Origin of the sequence: Staphylococcus argensis (assembly GCF_002902305.1) — a bacterium.
Lineage (GTDB): Bacteria > Bacillota > Bacilli > Staphylococcales > Staphylococcaceae > Staphylococcus > Staphylococcus argensis.
Window position 1 is genome coordinate 215,040 of the sequence record NZ_PPPX01000011.1, and the last position, 20,247, is coordinate 235,286.

The window sequence follows — 20,247 nt, forward strand, 5'->3', positions numbered from 1 at the left end:
TCAGACTTTATGTTTACGATAAATAATATAGCTTCGGCTCACATACGTAATCGGTACACTCCATACGTGTACAAGTCGTGTAAATGGCCAGAAAGCAAAGATGAGAAAGGCTAAGATAATATGCATTTTAAAAGCCAATGGGACTGTCGTCATCAAACTTGCATCAGGTGTTAAAGTAAAGAGTCCTCTAAACCAGATAGCAATCGTTTGACGATAATCGAAATCTGGTGTGGTCGCATTAGTTACGAGTGTAGCATAACACCCTAATATCACAATACATAAGAGCATAAAGTTAACGATAATATCTGATGCAGTGCTTAACTTGCGCACGTTTGTACGTGTGACACGACGAAATGTCAACATGAGCATTCCAATTAATGTCATTATACCAAAAATACTACCGATGTAGACAGCACCAATATGATAGATATGATTATTTACACCGATGCCTGATAGCCACGATGCTGGAATAACAAGTCCTACAAAGTGACCACCAGCCACTGGAATGACACCTAAGTGGAAGAGTAAACTTCCCCATTTCAGTTGTTTCTTCTCGATAAATTCACTCGATTTCGCTGTCCATGAATATTGATCATATTTAAATCTAGCAGCATGGCCAATCACGAAGATCGCCATGCATAGATAAGGGAGGATGACCCAAATAAGTTGGTTGAGCATCTTAAACCACCTCTGTCGTTGGTTGTAGACAAGATTTCAAGACCTCTCTCAAAGCTTGTACTACATATTGATATGGATTGTCTTCAGATCTGAGTTGCTGCAACATTGCGTAGGAACCATCTTCAATGACCATGATGACAAATTCAATATTGCCTAGTGCACGTTCATCTTCGTTCCAGCTTGCAAGATAGAGAAACTCTAACATGAGCGGTAAGTAGTCAGAGAGTTCGTTCGCTTCCATCTGCAATCCAAACATTTCATATAGAACCTTTAACTTCGCCAACATTTGACCGCGTTCCTTTTGCGTATCAAATTTGTTATACGTCATGTACAATGGCGCTTTTTTATTAAAATCAAAGGTATCTGAGTAAAGTTGTTTAAACTCGAGCAATGTGAGCTGATGTACCTCTTCACGAAACTTCACTAAGTCTGGATAAGCTAAGTTATCTTCATCGACTACATCTTTAAAGGTCTTCGGATGCAATGTCAGTTTCTCAGGAAATTCCAATTGCTTAGCTAAATAACCTATCGTCTCTTGATAGCGTACAAAGTTAGGGATGTTAATCACGGAAGATCCCTCCATAGAAATTCTCGTTATAGATTTCTTGTCCAGTCTTCGTAGGATCAGTAGCTACTGGCACGCCACAACCTTCACAGTTTGAACCAAAGTACTCGCCACCATAACCTTGGCTACCTTGCGCTCTGTATGTGTCCATGTAAGCTTCTTTATGTGAAGTTGGGATGACGAAACGATCTTCATACTTCGCAATCGCTAAGAGGCGATACATTTGTTCAACTTGGATTTCGCTTAAACCTACGCGATCAAGACGATCTAAATCTACAGGTTTGTTTGTCGCTTTCGCACGCATATGACTACGCATCATCGCCATCTTCTGCAACGCTTTCTTCACGGGTTCAGTATCTCCAGCTGTAAAGAGGCTCGCTAAATATTGAATTGGTAAACGCATCTCTTCAATCGCTGGGAAGATCATATCTGGGTTACGTTTCGCCTCTTGTGCACGTTGTCCTTCGAAGTAGCTCATGATTGGACTTAATGGTGGGCAATACCAAACCATTGGCATCGTACGATATTCTGGATGAAGTGGGAACGCAATCTTATACTCAATCGCTAATTTATAGATTGGTGAATTCTGAGCCGCTTCAATCCACTCCATGTTCACGCCATCTGCTTGCGCTTGTTCAATCACATCTTCGTCATATGGGTTAAGGAACAATTCGAGTTGTTTCTCATACAGTTCTTTCTCATCTTTAACTGACGCCATTTCTTCCACACGATCAGCATCGTATAGAAGCACGCCTAAATAACGCATACGACCTGTACATGTTTCTGAACATACGGTTGGAATACCGTTCTCAATACGTGGGAAACAGAACGTACATTTTTCCGCTTTATTCGTTTTCCAGTTAAAATAAACCTTTTTGTATGGACAACCTGTCATACAGTAACGCCATCCACGACATGCGTCTTGGTCGACGAGTACGATACCATCTTCGTCCCTTTTATACATCGCACCTGAAGGGCAAGATGCCACACAACTAGGGTTTAAACAGTGTTCACAGAGACGAGGTAAATACATCATGAACGTTTGGTCGAATTTGAATTTGATATCTTCTTCGATACGTTGAATGTTAGGGTCTTCTGGACCTGTGATGTGTCCACCTGCTAAGTCGTCTTCCCAGTTAGGTCCCCATACGAGATCAAGTTTGTTACCTGTGATCACTGAATGCGCAGTCGCTACTGGGAGGTGTTGACCTTCTTTAGCTGTTGTGAGGTGACCATAGTTATAAGTCCATGGTTCGTAATAATCTTGAATGATTGGCATATCAGGGTTGTAGAAGATCTTACCTAGTGCGATCTTTGCCCATTTATTACCTGAGCGTAGTTCAAGCTTACCTTTTTTGTTTAAATACCAACCACCTTTATAAACGGATTGGTCTTCCCATCGTTTCGGATAACCTACGCCGGGTTTCGTTTCGACGTTGTTAAACCACATATATTCAGCACCTGGTCGATTGGTCCACGTACTCTTACAAGTGACACTACATGTGTGACACCCAATACATTTATCTAAATTTAATACTTGAGCTTTAATCTTCAAGCCAATCAACCTCCTTCAACTTACGCACGGCAACATAGACGTCTCTTTGGTTTCCTATAGGGCCATAATAGTTAAAGTGATAACTAATTTGTGCGTAACCCCCGACGAGTTGGGTCGGTTTCAAATGTATACGTGTTGGCGCGTTGTGTGAACCGCCACGTGTATCTGTAATTTGTGAGCCTGGTGTTTGAATATGTTTATCTTGTGCGTGATACATAAACATCGTTCCTCTTGGCATACGGTGAGATACGACTGCACGCGCAGTAACGACACCGTTTCGGTTATAAATTTCTAACCACTCATTATCTTGAATGTCATGTGCTTCGGCATCTTCACGTGCAAGCCACACTGTTGGTCCACCTCTAAACAACGTCAACATGTGTTGGTTGTCCTGATAAGTAGAGTGGATGTTCCATTTACCGTGTGGTGTGAGATAACGTAAGACGAGTGTATCTTTGTCTGCCTCCACATGTTTGTCTTTCGTACCGAAGACCATTGGTGGCAACGTTGGTTTATATACTGGTAAACTTTCGCCAAATTGTTGGAACACTTCATGGTCAATGTAGTAACTTTGGCGGCCTGTTAATGTTCTAAACGGCACGAGTCTTTCCACGTTTGTCGTAAATGGTGAGTAACGTTGACCATTTTTATTAGAACCAGGGAACACAGCTGTAGGAATCACTTCACGTGGTTGAGATGTAATGTTTAAGAACGTGATCTTCTCTGCTGCACGTTCACTTGAAATGTCTTTGAGCTGCATACCTGTTTGTTCTTCAAGATCTTCGTATGATTTCTGTGATAACTTACCATTTGTTGCTGATGAAATGTTCAATACCACATCTGCGGCACGTCTCGCTGTATCCATTCGAGGACGACCATATTTCACAGTGTCATTGCTATCGTCAGACCATGTACCGATCAGGCTCTTGAGTTCTTCGTATTGTTCTTTAACAGGGAAGCTGACTCCGTGTGCACCTACTTTGTTTTTCTCTAAAAGTGGTCCTACTGTAACGAACTTGTTGTAAATTTGAGTGTAATCTCGGTCGACTACTGTGAAGCTTGGCATCGTTTGACCTGGCACCGCTTCAATCTCACCTTTGCTCCAATCTTTCACTTCACCATTCACGTTAGAAATCTCTTGTTTCGAATCGTGAGCAAGCGGTGATGTAACAACATCCTTATAAACACCTGTAAGATGTTGTTCCGCTGTTTCAGAGACCGCTTTACTTAGCGTTCTAAAGATATCCCAGTCTGAGCAAGATTCCCATAATGGATCAATCGCAGGGTTGAACGGGTGAACGAATGGATGCATGTCTGTAGAGGACAAGTCATGTTTTTCGTACCAAGTCGCTGCTGGTAAGATAATATCGGAATAAAGTGGTGTCGCTGTCATACGGAAATCAAGTGATACGAGCAAGTCGAGCTTACCTTCTGTATCTTCACGCCATTTAATTTCTTCTGGTTTCTCTCTTTCATTCGGTTCAGCGAGCAATCCTGAGCGTGTACCTAATAAGTGTTTCATGAAGTATTCTTGACCTTTAGCTGAACTAGAGATTAAGTTAGAGCGCCAAAGGAAGAGTGTCTTAGGATGGTTCTCTTTCGCATCTGGATCTTCAACCGCAAACTGAATATCTTTATTTTTAACTGCTTCAACCGCTTTACTAATAATCGTTTCATTATTAAATTGGCCTTCGTCACGCGCTTCTTCACCGAACAATAGACTGTTTTTATTAAATTGAGGATAAGATGGCAACCATCCTAGTTTCGCAGCAGTCACGTTGTAATCAGCTGGATGTTTATGTTTAACATCTTTCGCTAGTGGTGATTTCAATTTATCAACGAATGACTCTTCATATTTCCACTGATCTGTCGCAAAGTAGAACCAGCTTGTACCGTTCTGTAAGCGTGGTGGGCCTTGCCAGTCTTTCGCAAAGGCTACAGTATTCCAACCTTCAATTGGACGACATTTCTCTTGACCTACGTAGTGCGCCCAACCACCGCCATTGACACCTTGACATCCGCAAAGCAAGACAAGATTCAATACTGCACGGTAAATCGTATCTGAGTTGAACCAATGGTTGATACCTGCACCCATAATAATCATGGAACGCCCTTTCGTATCGATAGCGTTCTGTGCGAATTCACGTCCCACTTGTGCTACGACATCTGCTTTCACACCTGTGATTTGTTCTTGCCATGCTGGTGTGTAGTGGGATGTGGCATCATCATAGCCTTTCGCTTCAAGTTCATGATCAAATCGTTTAATACCATATTGACTCGCCATGAGATCATAAATCGTAGTCACATAGCGTGTTGAACCGTCTGCGAGTGTGACTTTATGCGTTGGAATTGGGCGTTGGAAGACACCGTTACCTTCGTTGTCGAAGTATGGGAAGTTAATCGTTTGTAACTCATAATCACTATCTGTAATAGACAGTGCTGGATCAATCTTAGTACCATCTTCAGTCTCTAACTTTAGATTCCATTTCTTACCTTCTTCCCAACGTTGACCCATCGTACCGTTTGGAACAACGAGTTGTTGTGTTAAAGCGTCGAATACCACTGGTTTCCACTCACTATTTGCAGTCTCTTGACCAAGGTCATTAACGCGTAAGAAACGGCCTGCTTTGAGCCCTTGTTCATCTTCGTCGAGCATGATGACGAATGGCATATCTGTATATTGCTTTGCATAGTTGATAAAGTGTTCTGAAGGTTGATCTTCGTAGAACTCTTGTAAGATGACGTGTGTCATCGCTTGAGCAACGGCAGCGTCTGTACCTGGATGTGGTGCTAGCCAGTTGTCTGCGAACTTAACATTTTCCGCATAGTCAGGAGCGACTGAAACAACTTTCGTTCCTCTATAGCGAACCTCTGTCATAAAGTGTGCATCTGGTGTACGTGTTAACGGTACGTTAGAACCCCACATCACGATGTAAGATGCATTGTACCAGTCACTAGATTCAGGCACGTCAGTTTGTTCACCCCAAATTTGTGGTGAAGCTGGTGGTAAATCGGCATACCAGTCGTAGAAACTCAACATTTCCCCACCAAGTAAGCTGACGAAGCGTGCTCCAGAAGCATAGCTTAGCATTGACATGGCTGGAATCGGTGTGAATCCCGCAATACGGTCTGGACCATATTTCTTAATCGTATAAATAATTTGTGCTGCGATGAGTTTGGATACATCTTTCCAGTTCGTACGGATGAGTCCACCTTTACCTCTCGCTTGTTTATAAGTACGTGCTTTCTCATCATCTTCAACGATTGAAGCCCATGCTGCGACTGTGTTGTTATCGTGTTCCTTTAACGCTTCAACCCACAATTCCCACAACTTACCACGGATATATGGGTAACGAATACGTAATGGGCTATATTCGTACCATGAGAATGACGCACCACGTGGACAGCCACGTGGTTCAAACTCAGGCATATCGGGACCACAGCTTGGGTAGTCAGTCTGTTGGTTCTCCCACGTAATCACGCCGTTCTTAACAAATACTTTCCATGAACAGGAGCCTGTACAGTTTACACCGTGTGTCGTACGGACAACTTTATCGTGACTCCAACGCTCACGATACATCTTCTCCCATTCTCTACTCTTGTGTTCTAATACGGACCAGTTGCCGTTGAACTTCTCTGTTGGTTTGAAAAAGTTCGTTTTAAATTTCTTCATTTCATAACATCCTCTCAAACATGCCCTGTTTCTTAGAGTGAATCCTCTTTGCATGATCTTTACTTTCCATACACCTTTCACTCTTATCTATTAAAAGTAATGATATGTCTAAATAACTTGTTAATTTATTGTACATTTTTTCACAAGACCCTCATATTAGGGATTTACCTATTTGCCTCATAGAACTCCCTTACCCCTTGTAGCAATGCACTTTGTAGCGGTATTAAAATGAAAAAGGGAGTGAGACAGAAATCTATTTGATTTCGTAGTCTCACCCCCGCACGGCTGCCTAGTATTTGAAAAAGCGTCAGCTATTTCAAGTACAGACAGCTACTGCGAAAAGCAATAATAAATATCTTTATTAATTGTCAAGTTACTCTAAAATGTAATTACTACACATCCATTGCTTATTCTAATAGTAACTTTTTATTTATGTCCCAAACCCTTCCAATCGCTAAAATGCCTCTCATTTTATAAATATGAATTGTCAATATCATTTACAATAATGTTTCTTTAATGTGCTGAATCAACGCGAGTTGAGACGGATGATAATCGCAATCTGAATCGATATCTAAATATGCAGTGCGGCCTTCCTCATAAATTTCAAATGCACGAGCGATGTTAGCTGTTCGATCCCCTTGAAGTAATACGGGTGTTGAGACATGCGGATTAAACATCTTCTCTAAATCTAATACGGGCCCTATAAGTATGAGACCTGGACCATCGACGTCGCTGTCCTCTACTTGTAATGCAATTGTTGAGACGTGACCTTTGATGACTTGCTCACGTTCATATGAGGCTTGAAAAATAACGTTCACCGGATAATCGGTAGTAGTCTCTTGTTGAATGGTCGACATGATTTGTCCAATCCTTTTAATACCCATATAAATCGCTAACGTGCCTTGCTGTATCATCGAAACGAAGCGCTCGGGTGTGTCGATGACTGCTTGACCGGTACAGTACGTCACACTGTTCGACAAACGACGAGACGTGAGACCGATACATAAGGATGCGACCGCAGCGCTTGCACTCGTAACTCCTGGCACCACCTCGTAATCGATGTTCGCTTGTTCAAGTGCTTCAACCTCTTCTTGTAGTCGTCCAAAGATCGCAGGATCGCCACCTTTCAATCTAACTACGCATCCATTCTCCTCAGCGCTAGCAATCAGCTGTTGATTGATCTCTTCTTGCTTCGTCGTAGGATGATAAGGAATCTTCCCTACGTTGATTAACTGCGCATCAGGACGCGTCAACTGCAAGATAAACGGATTGACGAGTCGATCATAGAGTACCACGTCAGCTTGATACAATAAATGCTCTGCTCGACGCGTTAACAAGTTAGGATCCCCAGGTCCAGCACCAACGAGGTACACTTTAGACACTACAGACATATATAGACATCCCCGTTATCTACTGTCACCTCGTAAACTGACACACATCCAGTATCAGGTTCTTGTACTTCACCTGTGTTTAAATCAATCTTCTGATCATGTAATGGACAATAGACGTATTCACCACTGACTGTCCCTTCTGACAGCGGTCCTTGTTTGTGAGGACAAATATTGTTAATCGCATGAATTTCTCCAGATTCAGTTAAAAATAATCCAATCTCTTGATCTCCTACGATGACTTTCTTACCGATTAAAGGTTTCAATTCAGATAGCTCTGCTACTTTAATTGGGGTCTTTGTACTCATCTTAAACACGCTCCACTTCAAATATCTTCTGTTTACGTTCGTCAGCAACAATATCTGACCAAGGTTCTTGCGCTACCGCTTCTTTCGCTTCCATAATACGTTCGAATAGCTCTTGTTGTTTCTCAGGGTCTAACACGACTTCTTTCACATGGTCTAGACCTAAACGGTTCAACCACGGTGCCGTACGTTCTGCATAAATGCCTGTTTCACGATAATATTGCATCACTGCACCACAGAGACGGATGACTTCATCTTCTGTTTCTACTGTAGTGAGGTGTTGACCTTTCGCTACTTCTGTACCTCCGTTACCACCGATGTAAATTTGGAAACCATTTTCGACACCGATGACACCAAAGTCTTTCACACCAGATTCTACACAACTTCTTGGACAACCTGAGACACCCATTTTAAATTTATGCGGTGTATCGATATACTCGAACGTCTTCTCTAAACGAATGCCGAGACGAGTTGTATATTGCGTACCGAAACGACAGAATTCTTTACCGACACAACTTTTAACTGAGCGGGTCTTCTTACCATAAGCAGAAGCTGAACGCATACCGAGTGCTTCCCACACGCGTGGCAATTCCTCTTTCTTCAAGCCATACAAGCCTATACGTTGTGAACCCGTCACTTTCACGAGTGGCACGTCGAATTGTTTCGCCACTTCGCCTAAACGAATCAACTGGTCTGCATCAGTCACGCCACCTCGCATTTGTGGAATAACTGAGAACGTACCATCATTCTGAATGTTGGCATGATAACGTTCATTAGCGAAGCGTGATTCCTGCTCGTCTTGATGTTCATGCGGATAAACCATATTTAAGTAATAGTTCAATGCTGGACGGCATTTCGGACAACCATGCTTGTCTTTAAAGTTAAGCACATGACGCACTTCTTTAGATGTCTTCAAGCCCTTCGCACGAATTTGCGTCACGATTTGGTTACGCGTTAAATCTGTACATGCACAAATACCTGTTGGTGCCGAACCTTGATATTTATCTCCTAAAGTATACTCAAGGATTTGAGCGATTTGCCCTTTACATTTACCACAAGAGTTACCTGCTTTCGTCGCTTTCGTTACTTCGCTCACTTGAGTAAGACCTTTCTGCTTAATTGCATCGACGATAGTTCCTTTAGCAACACCATTACAACCACAGATAATCTCATCGTCTGGCATATCTGCAATGCTCGTTTCAGCTGTTTCACCTGGCTTTTGCAGTAACGATGTGAGTGTATAACCTTCGATAGAATCGTGCTTACGCATCATGCTGAATAAGCGACTGCCATCATCAGTATCTCCATATAGCACGGCACCGACCACTTGATCTTCTTCTAGGAAGATCTTTTTATACGTGTTATGGATACTATCAAAGACCTCGACACCATGAATCGTTGGCGATTCTTTAATCACACCTGCACTGTAGAGATCACAACCTGAGACTTTTAAAGAGGTAAAAGTCGTAGAGCCATGATAACCAGACGTTTGTCGATCCGTGAGTACATCCGCTAGAACTTTACCTTGCTCATAAAGTGGCGCGACTAATCCGTAAACTGTACCACGATGTTCAGCACATTCACCAACTGCATAAATCGCTGGATCACTCGTTTGCATAAAGTCATCAACAACAATACCTCTATTGACATCTAAACCGCTTGCTTTAGCAATCTCAGTATACGGACGAATACCCACAGCCATCACGACAAGATCCGTTTCAATCTCTCTGCCGTCAGCTAAGCGAATGGCTTCCACATTGTCTTGACCAAGAATTTCTTGCGTACTTGCTTGAAGTTCAAAGTGCATACCTTGCGCTTCTAAATCTCCTTTAAGTAACTCGCCACCTTTGCGGTCTAGCTGCATTTCCATCAACCATTCAGCGAGGTGAACCACTGTCACTTCCATACCTTGGTCCATAAGGCCTCTCGCACATTCTAAACCGAGAAGTCCTCCCCCGATGACGACCGCTTTCTTATTGTGCTGTGCAATCTCAATCATGCGCTCTGTATCTTCAATCGTACGCCAGCCGATGACGTTCGGTAAGTCTGATCCTGGGATAGGTAAGACAAAGGCTTTCGAACCTGTGGCAAAGATACATGTATCATAGTCGACTTTGATACCTTGTTCGGTCGTGATGACCTTCTCTTGACGATTTAATTCCACTACTGGATCGTTAGTTAAAATGCGAATCTGATGATCGCCATACCATTCATATGGATTCATAATTGTATCTTCAACTGTCATCTTCTTCTGAAGAATGTTGGACAACATGATACGGTTGTAGTTCGGATAAGGTTCCTTGCCTATTACCGTAATTTCGTATCGTGTATCATCTCTACTCAATATTTCTTCTACTGTACGAATACCTGCCATACCATTACCAATGATTACTAACTTCTCTTTCATTGTAGAACCCCCACAAATGGACGAACTTAGAGTGTGTCACGAGAGTTGATGACCTATGGTTTGCACTGTTGCTGCAAATCATATAAGACTTAGTCGTCGATTCGATCGTTGATGATCTCTCTTAAACGTTGGTCAAAGTTAATACTCGTCGTGAAATCAATTTGACAATCTAAATTCATCTGTTTAATTCTCTTCTTCGTCATGTTCACGAGGTAGCCATCATAGAAGAAAATGGGTAGAAAGAGCACACGCTTCTGCCCTTCAACGACTTCTTCCAAATAATCTTTATAAGAGATGGAACCGTACAACGTGAGTACATGAATTGGTACTGGGAGTGTCAACTGCTCGCGGAACGCACGTAATTCCTCTTCAGGTTTACGATATTTCGTACTACCATGCACATAGAGTATCACTGCATCGTAATCCGTTTGCGCTAATGCGTCCATCGCTTTGTCTTTCACGATATCAACCATTAACGGGTGATGTCCTAGTGGTTCACAAATCGTAAATGAGACGTCGTCATATTGTTGTTTAAAATGTTGAACAATCGCCGGCATATCATCTAAAAAGTGTGCGCCTGAGAAGATCATAAATGGAATTATTCTGAAATCGCGTTCTCCACTTTGAATCACCTGTTCAACAACACGATACGGATTGCGTGTTTCACTTTCTAGAAAAGCAACCTCATACTGATAAGTTGCGTCTTCAAGCATTGAGTTAATAAAGTGTTGTAATTCCTGATTCAAAGTTCCTTTTCGCATGCCATGAACGACAATGATGTTCATCGTCATACCATGACCACTCCCTTCATTTTCATTATAGAATAGAATTAATTGAATTTGTGATATTTTTCACATACAAGTAAAAATATAGGGAATCCCCTTATACAAGATGGGCGAGAAAAGTCTACTTACAACCCGTTATCTTGTACTCAGAGAGGATTCCTCACGTGATTTAAGGTCTCTTTAAATATTGACTATCAAAGGCCTCTGGAATGAGTTCTTTATACATGAGTATCCCTAGGTCACCATCGTCATTCTCATGTTCTTTAAAGACTTGATAGCCTCGACGCTTGTAGATATCTAGCAACCATGGATGTAGGCGACCAGACGTTCCAAGTACGACTGCAGGCACCTTGAGCGTGTCTCGTAGGAATGTTTCTTCAACGTACTTCAATAGTTTGCTACCTAATCCACGACCTTCAAACTCTGGTCTTGTCGCGAACCACCAGACGAAAGGATACGTTGCTACACTTGGGCGATCTTCCCAAGGATAGCGGACTGAGATTGTGGAGATGATTTGTTCCTCATCTTCTAAGACAAACATTGTCGTTGTCTTCATATTATTGCGTACCATGTCTTCGTCTGCATTCACAGACGGCCAATCAATTCCGAGTTCGCGTAAGGGTGTGAAAGCTTCGTGCATGATGTGGTAGAGCTCTTTCACGTCTGCTTCTGTCGCGACTCTTATGTTTAAGTTTGACATCGTGCCACCTCTTCCTCGTCATATTTGTGTAAGTCTGTTGATTGAACTTAACGCTACTTTATGATTTCAAATGCTGTGAGTCAACGCATTTGATTGGGAGCAAGACAGAAATCTTTGATTTCGTTGTCTTGCCCCCGCAAAGAAAACTAGGGTTCATAAGAGTGTAAGCCCTTATGAATCCAGATCTCTACTGCGCAAGTTTTACTTATAAATCGAACACTTATGATGAATGTGCATTCAGCTAATGTAATAGGTCTTTTTTTATTTATTTCTATAATAGATGGTTGAGAAAAATAGAAATTAAAGCAAATAATAAGTATTTTTCAATGTAGCCTCGACACGTTTGAGGGAACTAGGCCACAACGAAAATCCATTTCTCGAGCAAGAATAGCGAGAGAAATTAGTTGAGTGTGGACCCCTAAACAAGGGAGAGGCAAAACATTGAAAAATAAAATAGATTTAAATATTTTCTAACTAAAAATACGACCATGCGATTGCACAGCCGTATTAAGTCATCATATGTGTCTATTTTTCAAAAGCATCGCGTCGCCCGTTCACATAAGCATAAACTAAGCCGACAAAGATACCGCCACCAATATAGTTACCGATAAACGCAAAGACGATATTTTTCAATACATGTAACCAATTCGCACCATCGAAGTTATAGAATAACATACCCGCGTATAAACCTGCGTTGAAGACAACGTGTTCGTAACCCATAAACACAAAGACCACTACGCCACAAGCAATAAAGAACGCTTTAGATAAACCGTCTTTAAATAACATTGATACGTAGATACCAATATTAATAAAGAAGTTACAGAAGATCCCTTTGACTAAAATCGCATACCAAGTCGACTCCACTGTCTTCGTTGAGACCGTCTTTGTCAACGCAGTAATCATTTCTGGTGTCATCACATGTGTGAAGCGCATTAATCCAAATAAGATGAGTCCGCCGACAATATTAAATAAGAAACAGTAGAAGACGATGTACATAATCTTGCGCAATGTGATCGCTCGATAATAATACCCCACCGTCACATACATAAAGTTACTCGTCAGTAATTCCGAGTTGGTTAAGACGATGAGCACGAGCGCTAAACTGAACGAGATTGCCCCAAGGATATTGATTAGCCCTACTGGTGTCCCAGCGAATTGCGTCTTGATGGCTAACATAAAGACCGTCACAATCGCGAGTAAGAACCCAGACATCATCGCTTTCACTGCGTAACGTCCTGGCGTCTTGGTGATCATCACATCTTTCATTTGAGACTGATGCATCGCACTTTCAGCTATCGCCCTTGATGTATAGGTGTCATTCACAGTCTTGTTGTTTTTCATAATATTCCCCCTCAAATTCTTCATATATAAACTCTATTGTATAGAATTTAAGCCACTATGGGAATGTTTATTTTATGTAAAATGTAAACGTCACAGCGATAGTTCTTTCTCCTGTAGATATAAAAATAAGTCGACCCTCGAGATAGCCTAGGGTAATCCTGTCCCTGACCTATTCCATCTCAAAGGTCGACTTTAATTAAGTACATGATTAAAATATCATCTTGTACTTAGATTACTTTTTAAATTTAGAGAAAAGACGTAAACCGTATGCGAAAAGCCCATATCCTGCTAACGTACGAACAGTCCATTTGAGGAATGGTTTCCCATCAAGTTTACATGTCACAAGTGTTGGTATGAGTGTACTTAGCACGTAAAGCACTAAGACTTTGATGTAACGTTTAGTCAAGCCCTTCACCTCTTTTCACACCCATTATACACCGTTTTCAAGTGAGAACCTATATCATTTACTAAACAATTTCGACTAATTTATGAAGATAAGTTGCGTAACAATGTTTCTAAATTATCGAAAGTACTATTCATCCCTGCTTCGAGATCCATATCAATCATCTGTTGAACCATTTCAGCGCTCGGTAATTCAGACGTTGCAACGAGCTCAGTCACACCTTGACCGATATCGTTAAGTTGCACCGTATTGTACATGCCTGGCACTTCTTTATTGATGTTACCATTCTCATCTGCGAAATAATCTTCATAAGCAATATAGGTAGGCTGATCAAATTCTTGATATTTCGTCACGGTGTAACTCTTTCCTTGAGGTGTTGCAATTGAGAAGAAGCCTTCCCCACCTTCTTGCACTTCGAAGCGATACACTTTCGTCGTACCGTTTTCTGGATGGAACCATTGTTCAAATAAATCTTTGTTTGTATATGCTTTGAAGATATCTTCAGGGCTTGCATTGAAATTTCTTTTAAAGATTATTTTATTACGATCTACTTCGATACCCACAGTGATGTCCTCCTTGTTAATAAATTTTTGTAAAATGTGATCTTATTTATTAGTGAATATTTAAGCCTATTCAGTGTTTTCCCGTTTTGTGGTAAAGCAGACATAGGTAGTGGAAAGAAATAATGGGAATTTTTTAGTGGAAGCGTTTATTGTGAGTGCAGAAGTCTGCATAAGATAAATCAATTATAAGGATTCGTTCAACAATCCGACGCAAATTATAATATAAATTATGTTTATAATTTACAATCACCTACGGATAGAGTATACTTAAGTCAAGATCAATAGCGTAGATGTTAGTCATACCGACTAATGGACACTTTATTGATTAACACCATCAACTTGCTTTATGATTAAATGAAGCTCAATAGCTAAGTTGAAAAATGCACAAGTGTTGCTACCACCTGTGGCAAGTAAATCCGTTCGAAAGACAGTAGCTTCTAATATTCTTAAAACTAAAGTTGTGATGGTTATTTTTTGTTGCTTAAATTAACAAAGAGGAACGATGGTTAGACAACGCCATCGTTCCTCTTTATATTTACATAATTATTCTTTTACTTCGAACTCTGCACTAAGTTCAAACTGAACATTTTTACCTAAAAGTAAGCCACCTGTTTCGAGTTGTTGGTTAAAAGTAATACCGTATTTATCGCGGTCAAGCGCACCATTAATAACAAATCCAGCTGTTTGTGCGTCATTCATTGGATTCTTGCTAATACCTTCATAATGAAGGTCGAACGTTTCTTCGTGTGTCTCACCTTTCAATGTCACGTCGCCTGTTACTTTACCTTCTGAAACTTCTTTAATCTCGAAAGTCATTTCTGGATATTGCTCTGCGTCGAAGAAGTCACTACTTAATAAGTGATTGTCACGATCTTTAATGGGTGTATCGATAGATTTAATTTGAATTGTAAATTGTCCTTTCAACGTACTTAAGTCGTTAAGATCACCTTCGATATTAGCATCGAAGTCATTGAAACGACCTTTCACGTTGGCGATAGCTAAGTGCTTGATAGAGAATTCAACATTAGAATGGGCTGGGTCAAATTTAAATTGAGTCATTAGAACTCCTCCTCGTTTATATCTTTAAGATATATTTATTATACCTAATAATTATTTTATATCAAAGAAAATGCTCACGTTGTTATTTATATTTTCCCTACTCATTTATCACTTAAAACTTCGACTTCCAGTTATTCCAACTCACCTTGCTTGCACTATCCCCAAAAATATAAAAACACCAATTTCCATAGTCGAGTTTGAGGTTTAATCTCTCATCAACACTCACTCTATAGAAATTGGTGCTCAATCTTCTAGTTATCTTTATTTTTTAAAGCCTTATCAATTTTAGTTTTATAGTTTTTATACTTGTACGGATCTTCAAGTTTCTCACCATTAATATAAACGGTAGGCGCTTGTTTCACGTGATGCTTCTTGTAGCGCTCTTGATCTTTCTCAGCATCTTTCCAAGCTTGACTATCTTTCGTCTTATACGCTTTCTTGATCTGAGATTTCTTATCATCATCAAGATTGAGTTGATCAATTTCTGCATCTAACCGCTTCTCCGTTAACCACGTTTTTTCATCTTTCGGTTGCTGTTCAAAGAGTTGATGTAGAAACTGTAAATGTTTCTCAGGCGCAATTCGTTTCACCGCATGTTCTGCACGTGAACCCACGATTGAATCTTTACCGAGAAATGCCATATTCACAAATTGGTATTCAACATTCTTATTATGCAGATAGTCTTTCTTTAGTTTAGGCATGACGTTTTGATCTACCTTTTTACAATAAGGACATTTAATATCCGCATATTCGACAATCGTCACTTTCCCTTTTTGATGATGCGAAGAATGACTCGCTTTATCTTGTTGTGACTGACAACTCACCAGTATCAATAATGCGCTTAAGGTGAGAAGTATTAAACCTATCCCTTTCTTCATTGCTTCACCTGATTTCTATTAATCTGCGTCATCACTGTCCAAATTCTCTTCTTTGTAGCTCTCTTCATGATTGTGCATATAACCTTTGACGTTAAAGTGTTCTTGATAATGTGCTTTCTTGCCTTTAATTTCGTAAGCATAATAGTGTACCTCATCATCATCACGAAGTGGTTTATATGCAATTACGACGTATTTCCCCTTTTCGTAGACGTAAATATTCGCTTTGTTCTTATCGAACTTCTTATCTACGTCACCTTTCTCACTCTTCGCCAGCTTATGTTGGTAAGCTTGTTGTTTATCAACTGCTTTATCGATGCTGCTCGTATATTTACTGCTGCTACAACTTGCTAAGATGAGTGTTGCAGCTGCAATTGTGAATACCAATCTCTTCAAACTTATCTCTCCTATTTCTGTTATACCTTGTATAGTAATGATAAGTGATAACCACATTTTTCGCCAATAGTTTTCTACTTTCTTGACGCTTTTTCATATCTAGTTAAAATACAATTACTTAAATTTAATATTTAAATTATCTTTACCGAGAGTAAAAATAAAATTAACACTTTTATTATATAATAAGGTGTAATGTTCTCTCGGATTTGATAGACTACTTTTGTACTACTCTATTTTACGAAAAATACGAATGAGAAACATGGGGGATTGAAATGAAATTTGTACAGATATCAGAAGATGAATTTTCGACTTACATGGAAGATCATTTTTCGCATTATACACAAAGTTTAGCTAACTATCGGCATTTAACTCATCAGCACGGGAGAGCACACTTGCTTGGCGTTAAGAACGACAACGGTCAAGTCATCGCTGCCGGTTTATTCTCAGAAGCCCGTGCACTGAAATTCTATAAATACTTCTACAGTCAACGCGGTCCTGTCATGGACTATACGAATATAGAACTTGTCGATTTCTACTTCCGCTCACTTACGGATTATTTGAAGCAACATAACTGTCTTTTTGTACGTGTGGATCCTTATATACTGGAGAATCTGCACACTGCTGATGGTGAAATTATAGAAAGTTACGATCGACGTATGCTTATCCGTACGCTAGAAAGTTTAGGCTATCGTCATCAAGGTTATACGCGTGGATATTCTAAAATTAGCCAAATTCGTTGGCTTTCAGTGTTAGATTTACAAGATAAGTCAGAAAAACAACTTTTAAAAGAAATGGATTATCAAACACGTCGAAATATCAAAAAGACAGATCAAATGGGTGTGCAAATTCGCACATTATCCATTGATGAAACGCCGAAATTCTACGAATTGATGAAAATGGCTGAAGAGAAACACGGATTCACATTCCGCGACGAAGCGTATTACCGCAATCTCCAACGTGTGTACGATGGTCAAATTTTACTACAACTCGCCTATATCAATCTCGAAGATTACGTACAAAAGCTCGACGTGAAATTGCAACAACTTCAGGCACAGTATAAAGATGTGCAAAAGCAGTTGGAAGAAAGCCCAAATTCTAAGAAACAGAAGACGAAAGCCACACAATTAGAACAACAAATTCAAAGTACGAAACGTAAAATTGATGAAACGAAACAACGTATCGAGACGGATGGTACTGAGCTCAACCTTGCTTCCGCGGTCTACATATATAATGACCACGAAATGTACTATCTCTCAAGTGGTTCTAACCCTGCATACAACCGCTATATGGGTGCATATGCATTACAGTGGGAAATGATTAAATTTGCGAAAGCCCACGGTATTGATCGTTACAATTTCTATGGTGTGACAGGCGATTTCTCAGAAGACGCAGAGGACTATGGCGTTCAACAATTCAAGAAAGGCTTTAATGCGCAAGTTGAAGAATATATCGGCGATTTCATTAAAGTTGTGAAACCAGGTGTTTACCGCTTAGGTCAGTTAGCACGCCAAATATAATAATGAACTTCAAATTCGGTTTAAAATAAAAGTGACCCGTCAATGAATCACACGCATTCATCGATGGGTCATTTCTATTAAATTTCTCTATTTCTTAAAAGTCAGACCCTCATTCAATCCGCTTCACTCGAAATGAAACAGCGCCATATTCGAGTTCTTCTGCCTGGCTATAAATTTGATAAATTTCTGCGAGTTTCTGGGAAAGTTGATAATCTTCTGGTACACCTATTTCTTCATTATCGTAATACTTCAGTAACTCTTGAAAGGAATCAAACTGTACACGCTCTAACACTTCTACTTTAAAAGATTGATCTGCATTCTCTAAATTCGTGAATTGAATGGTATCTCCGTTTTGCACAGCTTGGCGTTTCTCATCATTTAATCTTATTTCTACCGTCTTCGTTCCTGCAAGCATCAATTGAAAGGGTTTGTCGTATAATCGCATCTTATGTTCCATCATTGCCCTCCATAAATGATTATTTCAACTTCATTATAGCAAGTTTCCTATTCTGACGGATAGCACTTTTATCCTATTGTGTCTCAGCTCGATTCTGCGCTGCATCGCGATCCGCTTGTTTCTTGCCTTTTAACATAAACACAGAAAGGAAACTAATAATTGAGATAATCACCGCAAACACGAAGGCGCCATGATAACCACTGAGCAAGGCATCGTGTTGAATTTGGGCTGCCATCGCTTTCTTGTCTAAACCTTTGTAATCACTCATCGTCGGTTTGAATTGTTGCGCGACGTGAGACATAATCGTGATTAACACTGCCGTACCGATTGAGGCAGAAATTTGTTGAACTGTATTCGTCATGGAAGAACCATGGGCGTTGAGTTCAGGCTTGAGTTGGTTCATCGTATGTGTCATGAGTGGCATCAAGCCTAATGCAAGTCCAATCATCCGGATGGCATAAACCGTTGCGAGCACAATGACTGAACTGTCGCTGTCCATAAAGACGAAGTAAGATGTGGTAATGATTACGATCAACATGCCTACTAAACCGAGAACTTTCGCTCCGAATTTCTCGAATAAGATACCGCCTACGATGGACATGACACCCATCACGAGTGCACCAGGCAACAGTATAAGTCCTGATTCCAGAGCAGGTTTGCCCATGATATTTTGCACGAACATCGGTAAAATGGTTTCAGAGCCAATCATGGATATCATCGTAAAGGCCATGATCGTGAGACCTACAGCAAATTGTTTATTCGCAAACACACTAAAGTTGAGTAATGGTGTTTCAAGTTTCGTCTGACGATAGATGAACAGAATCACTAAGATCAAACCACCGATGACTGTCGTGAGTACAATAGGATCATCCCAACCGTCACGTGAAATAGAACTTGTGCCGTAAAGCAGTCCTCCGAAACCGAAGACGGAAAGAATAATCGATAGAAGGTCGATAGGCACTTTACGATTCGTACCTACATTTTTAACAAACTTAAGCGCTAATAAGAACGTAATCGCTGCAATTGGTGCCACCACGTGGAAGAGCGAGCGCCAATTGAAGTATTCTACGAGATAGCCAGAAAGCGTAGGTCCTATCGCAGGTGCCAGCATAATAACAAGGCCAAATATTCCCATATACTTTCCTCGCTCGTGGGGTTCAAAGATATCGAGCATCGTCGTCATCATCAATGGCATCATAATACCAGATCCAAGCGCTTGAACGATTCGCGCAACTAATAGAACGGTAAATGTCGAACTAAATCCAGCGATGATAGTGCCGACGAAGAAGATCCCTATCGCTACGAGAAAGACTTGACGTGTCGTATAACGTTGAATAATCATGGCAGATAGCGGAATAACTACTCCGTTAGCAAGTAAGAATGCTGTCGTTAACCATTGAACCTGCGTATATTCAATGTGGAATGTGCGCATAACGCTAGGTAGTGCCGTGGTTAGTAGCGTTTCATTGAGTAGTCCAAAGAACCCGCCTAACAACATGATGAGAATCATCGTCAGCTTTGCTTTTAAAGACATGAACTTTCCTCCCTTTCTTATGTAATAAGTCATTTGAGTCATATCA

The 20,247-nt window shown here is 40.5% G+C and carries 18 protein-coding genes; 1 reads left to right on the forward strand and 17 read right to left on the reverse strand.

All coding sequences use genetic code 11. The annotated features are described in order from the left end of the window. From narI to CD039_RS08080, 15 genes are all read right to left on the reverse strand, one after another. Complete coding sequence (gene narI, locus CD039_RS08015) at nt 1-678, reverse strand: respiratory nitrate reductase subunit gamma (protein WP_049409821.1); 678 nt, start codon at nt 676-678, stop codon at nt 1-3. A gap of 1 nt (nt 679) precedes the next feature. Beyond that, the gene (gene narJ, locus CD039_RS08020) at nt 680-1,246 is read right to left on the reverse strand and encodes a nitrate reductase molybdenum cofactor assembly chaperone (RefSeq protein ID WP_002471446.1); all 567 of its coding nucleotides are present in this window, start codon (nt 1,244-1,246) and stop codon (nt 680-682) included. Next, entirely contained in the window at nt 1,239-2,798 is a 1,560-nt protein-coding gene (gene narH, locus CD039_RS08025; RefSeq protein WP_103371878.1) for a nitrate reductase subunit beta, read from the reverse strand. Before narH ends, narJ begins: the two co-directional genes overlap by 8 nt. After that, a complete protein-coding gene (locus CD039_RS08030; protein ID WP_103371879.1) occupies nt 2,788-6,471 on the reverse strand; it encodes a nitrate reductase subunit alpha in 3,684 nt (1,227 codons plus the stop codon). Before CD039_RS08030 ends, narH begins: the two co-directional genes overlap by 11 nt. Nucleotides 6,472-6,968: 497 nt before the next feature. Next, nucleotides 6,969-7,862 (reverse strand): uroporphyrinogen-III C-methyltransferase, encoded by an 894-nt coding sequence (gene cobA, locus CD039_RS08035; protein WP_103371880.1) that lies wholly within the window; start codon nt 7,860-7,862, stop codon nt 6,969-6,971. Continuing rightward, a complete protein-coding gene (gene nirD, locus CD039_RS08040; protein WP_103371881.1) occupies nt 7,853-8,167 on the reverse strand; it encodes a nitrite reductase small subunit NirD in 315 nt (104 codons plus the stop codon). Before nirD ends, cobA begins: the two co-directional genes overlap by 10 nt. Before the next feature lies 1 nt (nt 8,168). After that, a complete protein-coding gene (gene nirB, locus CD039_RS08045; RefSeq protein ID WP_103371882.1) occupies nt 8,169-10,571 on the reverse strand; it encodes a nitrite reductase large subunit NirB in 2,403 nt (800 codons plus the stop codon). 89 nt (nt 10,572-10,660) lie between these two features. Then, a complete protein-coding gene (locus tag CD039_RS08050) occupies nt 10,661-11,362 on the reverse strand; it encodes a sirohydrochlorin chelatase (RefSeq protein ID WP_103371883.1) in 702 nt (233 codons plus the stop codon). Between the two features lie 163 nt (nt 11,363-11,525). Continuing rightward, entirely contained in the window at nt 11,526-12,056 is a 531-nt protein-coding gene (locus tag CD039_RS08055) for a GNAT family N-acetyltransferase (protein WP_103371884.1), read from the reverse strand. Nucleotides 12,057-12,581: 525 nt separating this feature from the next. After that, on the reverse strand, nt 12,582-13,400 hold the full coding sequence (locus CD039_RS08060; RefSeq protein ID WP_103371990.1) for a formate/nitrite transporter family protein: 819 nt from the start codon (nt 13,398-13,400) through the stop codon (nt 12,582-12,584). A gap of 229 nt (nt 13,401-13,629) precedes the next feature. Further along, nucleotides 13,630-13,812: a hypothetical protein gene (locus tag CD039_RS11870; RefSeq protein WP_308409853.1), complete on the reverse strand. Its 183-nt coding sequence runs from the start codon at nt 13,810-13,812 to the stop codon at nt 13,630-13,632. Nucleotides 13,813-13,883: 71 nt separating this feature from the next. Further along, a complete protein-coding gene (locus tag CD039_RS08065) occupies nt 13,884-14,363 on the reverse strand; it encodes an SRPBCC family protein (protein WP_103371885.1) in 480 nt (159 codons plus the stop codon). A gap of 543 nt (nt 14,364-14,906) precedes the next feature. Further along, nucleotides 14,907-15,422 (reverse strand): YceI family protein, encoded by a 516-nt coding sequence (locus CD039_RS08070; protein WP_103371886.1) that lies wholly within the window; start codon nt 15,420-15,422, stop codon nt 14,907-14,909. Between the two features lie 251 nt (nt 15,423-15,673). Beyond that, nucleotides 15,674-16,300 (reverse strand): DsbA family protein, encoded by a 627-nt coding sequence (locus tag CD039_RS08075; protein WP_103371887.1) that lies wholly within the window; start codon nt 16,298-16,300, stop codon nt 15,674-15,676. An 18-nt stretch (nt 16,301-16,318) separates the two neighbouring features. Next, nucleotides 16,319-16,693 carry a cystatin-like fold lipoprotein gene (locus CD039_RS08080; protein ID WP_049407873.1) on the reverse strand — a complete coding sequence of 125 codons (375 nt, stop codon included), beginning with the start codon at nt 16,691-16,693 and terminating at the stop codon, nt 16,319-16,321. Nucleotides 16,694-16,965: 272 nt separating this feature from the next. On the opposite strand from CD039_RS08080, the gene CD039_RS08085 reads away from it, so the two are divergent. After that, nucleotides 16,966-18,210, forward strand: a complete 1,245-nt coding sequence (locus CD039_RS08085; protein ID WP_103371888.1) for an aminoacyltransferase — start codon at nt 16,966-16,968, stop codon at nt 18,208-18,210. Nucleotides 18,211-18,319: 109 nt separating this feature from the next. Here the strand turns inward: CD039_RS08085 and CD039_RS08090 are convergent, their stop codons facing one another. Both CD039_RS08090 and CD039_RS08095 read right to left on the reverse strand, forming a co-directional pair. After that, nucleotides 18,320-18,667, reverse strand: a complete 348-nt coding sequence (locus tag CD039_RS08090) for an ASCH domain-containing protein (protein ID WP_103371889.1) — start codon at nt 18,665-18,667, stop codon at nt 18,320-18,322. Between the two features lie 73 nt (nt 18,668-18,740). Continuing rightward, entirely contained in the window at nt 18,741-20,201 is a 1,461-nt protein-coding gene (locus tag CD039_RS08095) for an MDR family MFS transporter (protein WP_103371890.1), read from the reverse strand. Nucleotides 20,202-20,247 lie beyond the last annotated feature (46 nt).

Excerpts from the sequence above, each read along its gene's own strand:
- narI (WP_049409821.1), bottom strand. The coding sequence starts at position 678 with ATGCTCAACCAACTTATTTGGGTCATCCTCCCTTATCTATGCATGGCG.
- CD039_RS08030 (WP_103371879.1), bottom strand. The coding sequence starts at position 6,471 with ATGAAGAAATTTAAAACGAACTTTTTCAAACCAACAGAGAAGTTCAAC.
- cobA (WP_103371880.1), bottom strand. The coding sequence starts at position 7,862 with ATGTCTGTAGTGTCTAAAGTGTACCTCGTTGGTGCTGGACCTGGGGAT.
- nirD (WP_103371881.1), bottom strand. The coding sequence starts at position 8,167 with ATGAGTACAAAGACCCCAATTAAAGTAGCAGAGCTATCTGAATTGAAA.
- nirB (WP_103371882.1), bottom strand. The coding sequence starts at position 10,571 with ATGAAAGAGAAGTTAGTAATCATTGGTAATGGTATGGCAGGTATTCGT.
- CD039_RS08050 (WP_103371883.1), bottom strand. The coding sequence starts at position 11,362 with ATGACGATGAACATCATTGTCGTTCATGGCATGCGAAAAGGAACTTTG.
- CD039_RS08055 (WP_103371884.1), bottom strand. The coding sequence starts at position 12,056 with ATGTCAAACTTAAACATAAGAGTCGCGACAGAAGCAGACGTGAAAGAG.
- CD039_RS08070 (WP_103371886.1), bottom strand. The coding sequence starts at position 15,422 with ATGACTCAATTTAAATTTGACCCAGCCCATTCTAATGTTGAATTCTCT.
- CD039_RS08075 (WP_103371887.1), bottom strand. The coding sequence starts at position 16,300 with ATGAAGAAAGGGATAGGTTTAATACTTCTCACCTTAAGCGCATTATTG.
- CD039_RS08085 (WP_103371888.1), top strand. The coding sequence starts at position 16,966 with ATGAAATTTGTACAGATATCAGAAGATGAATTTTCGACTTACATGGAA.
- CD039_RS08090 (WP_103371889.1), bottom strand. The coding sequence starts at position 18,667 with ATGGAACATAAGATGCGATTATACGACAAACCCTTTCAATTGATGCTT.
- CD039_RS08095 (WP_103371890.1), bottom strand. The coding sequence starts at position 20,201 with ATGTCTTTAAAAGCAAAGCTGACGATGATTCTCATCATGTTGTTAGGC.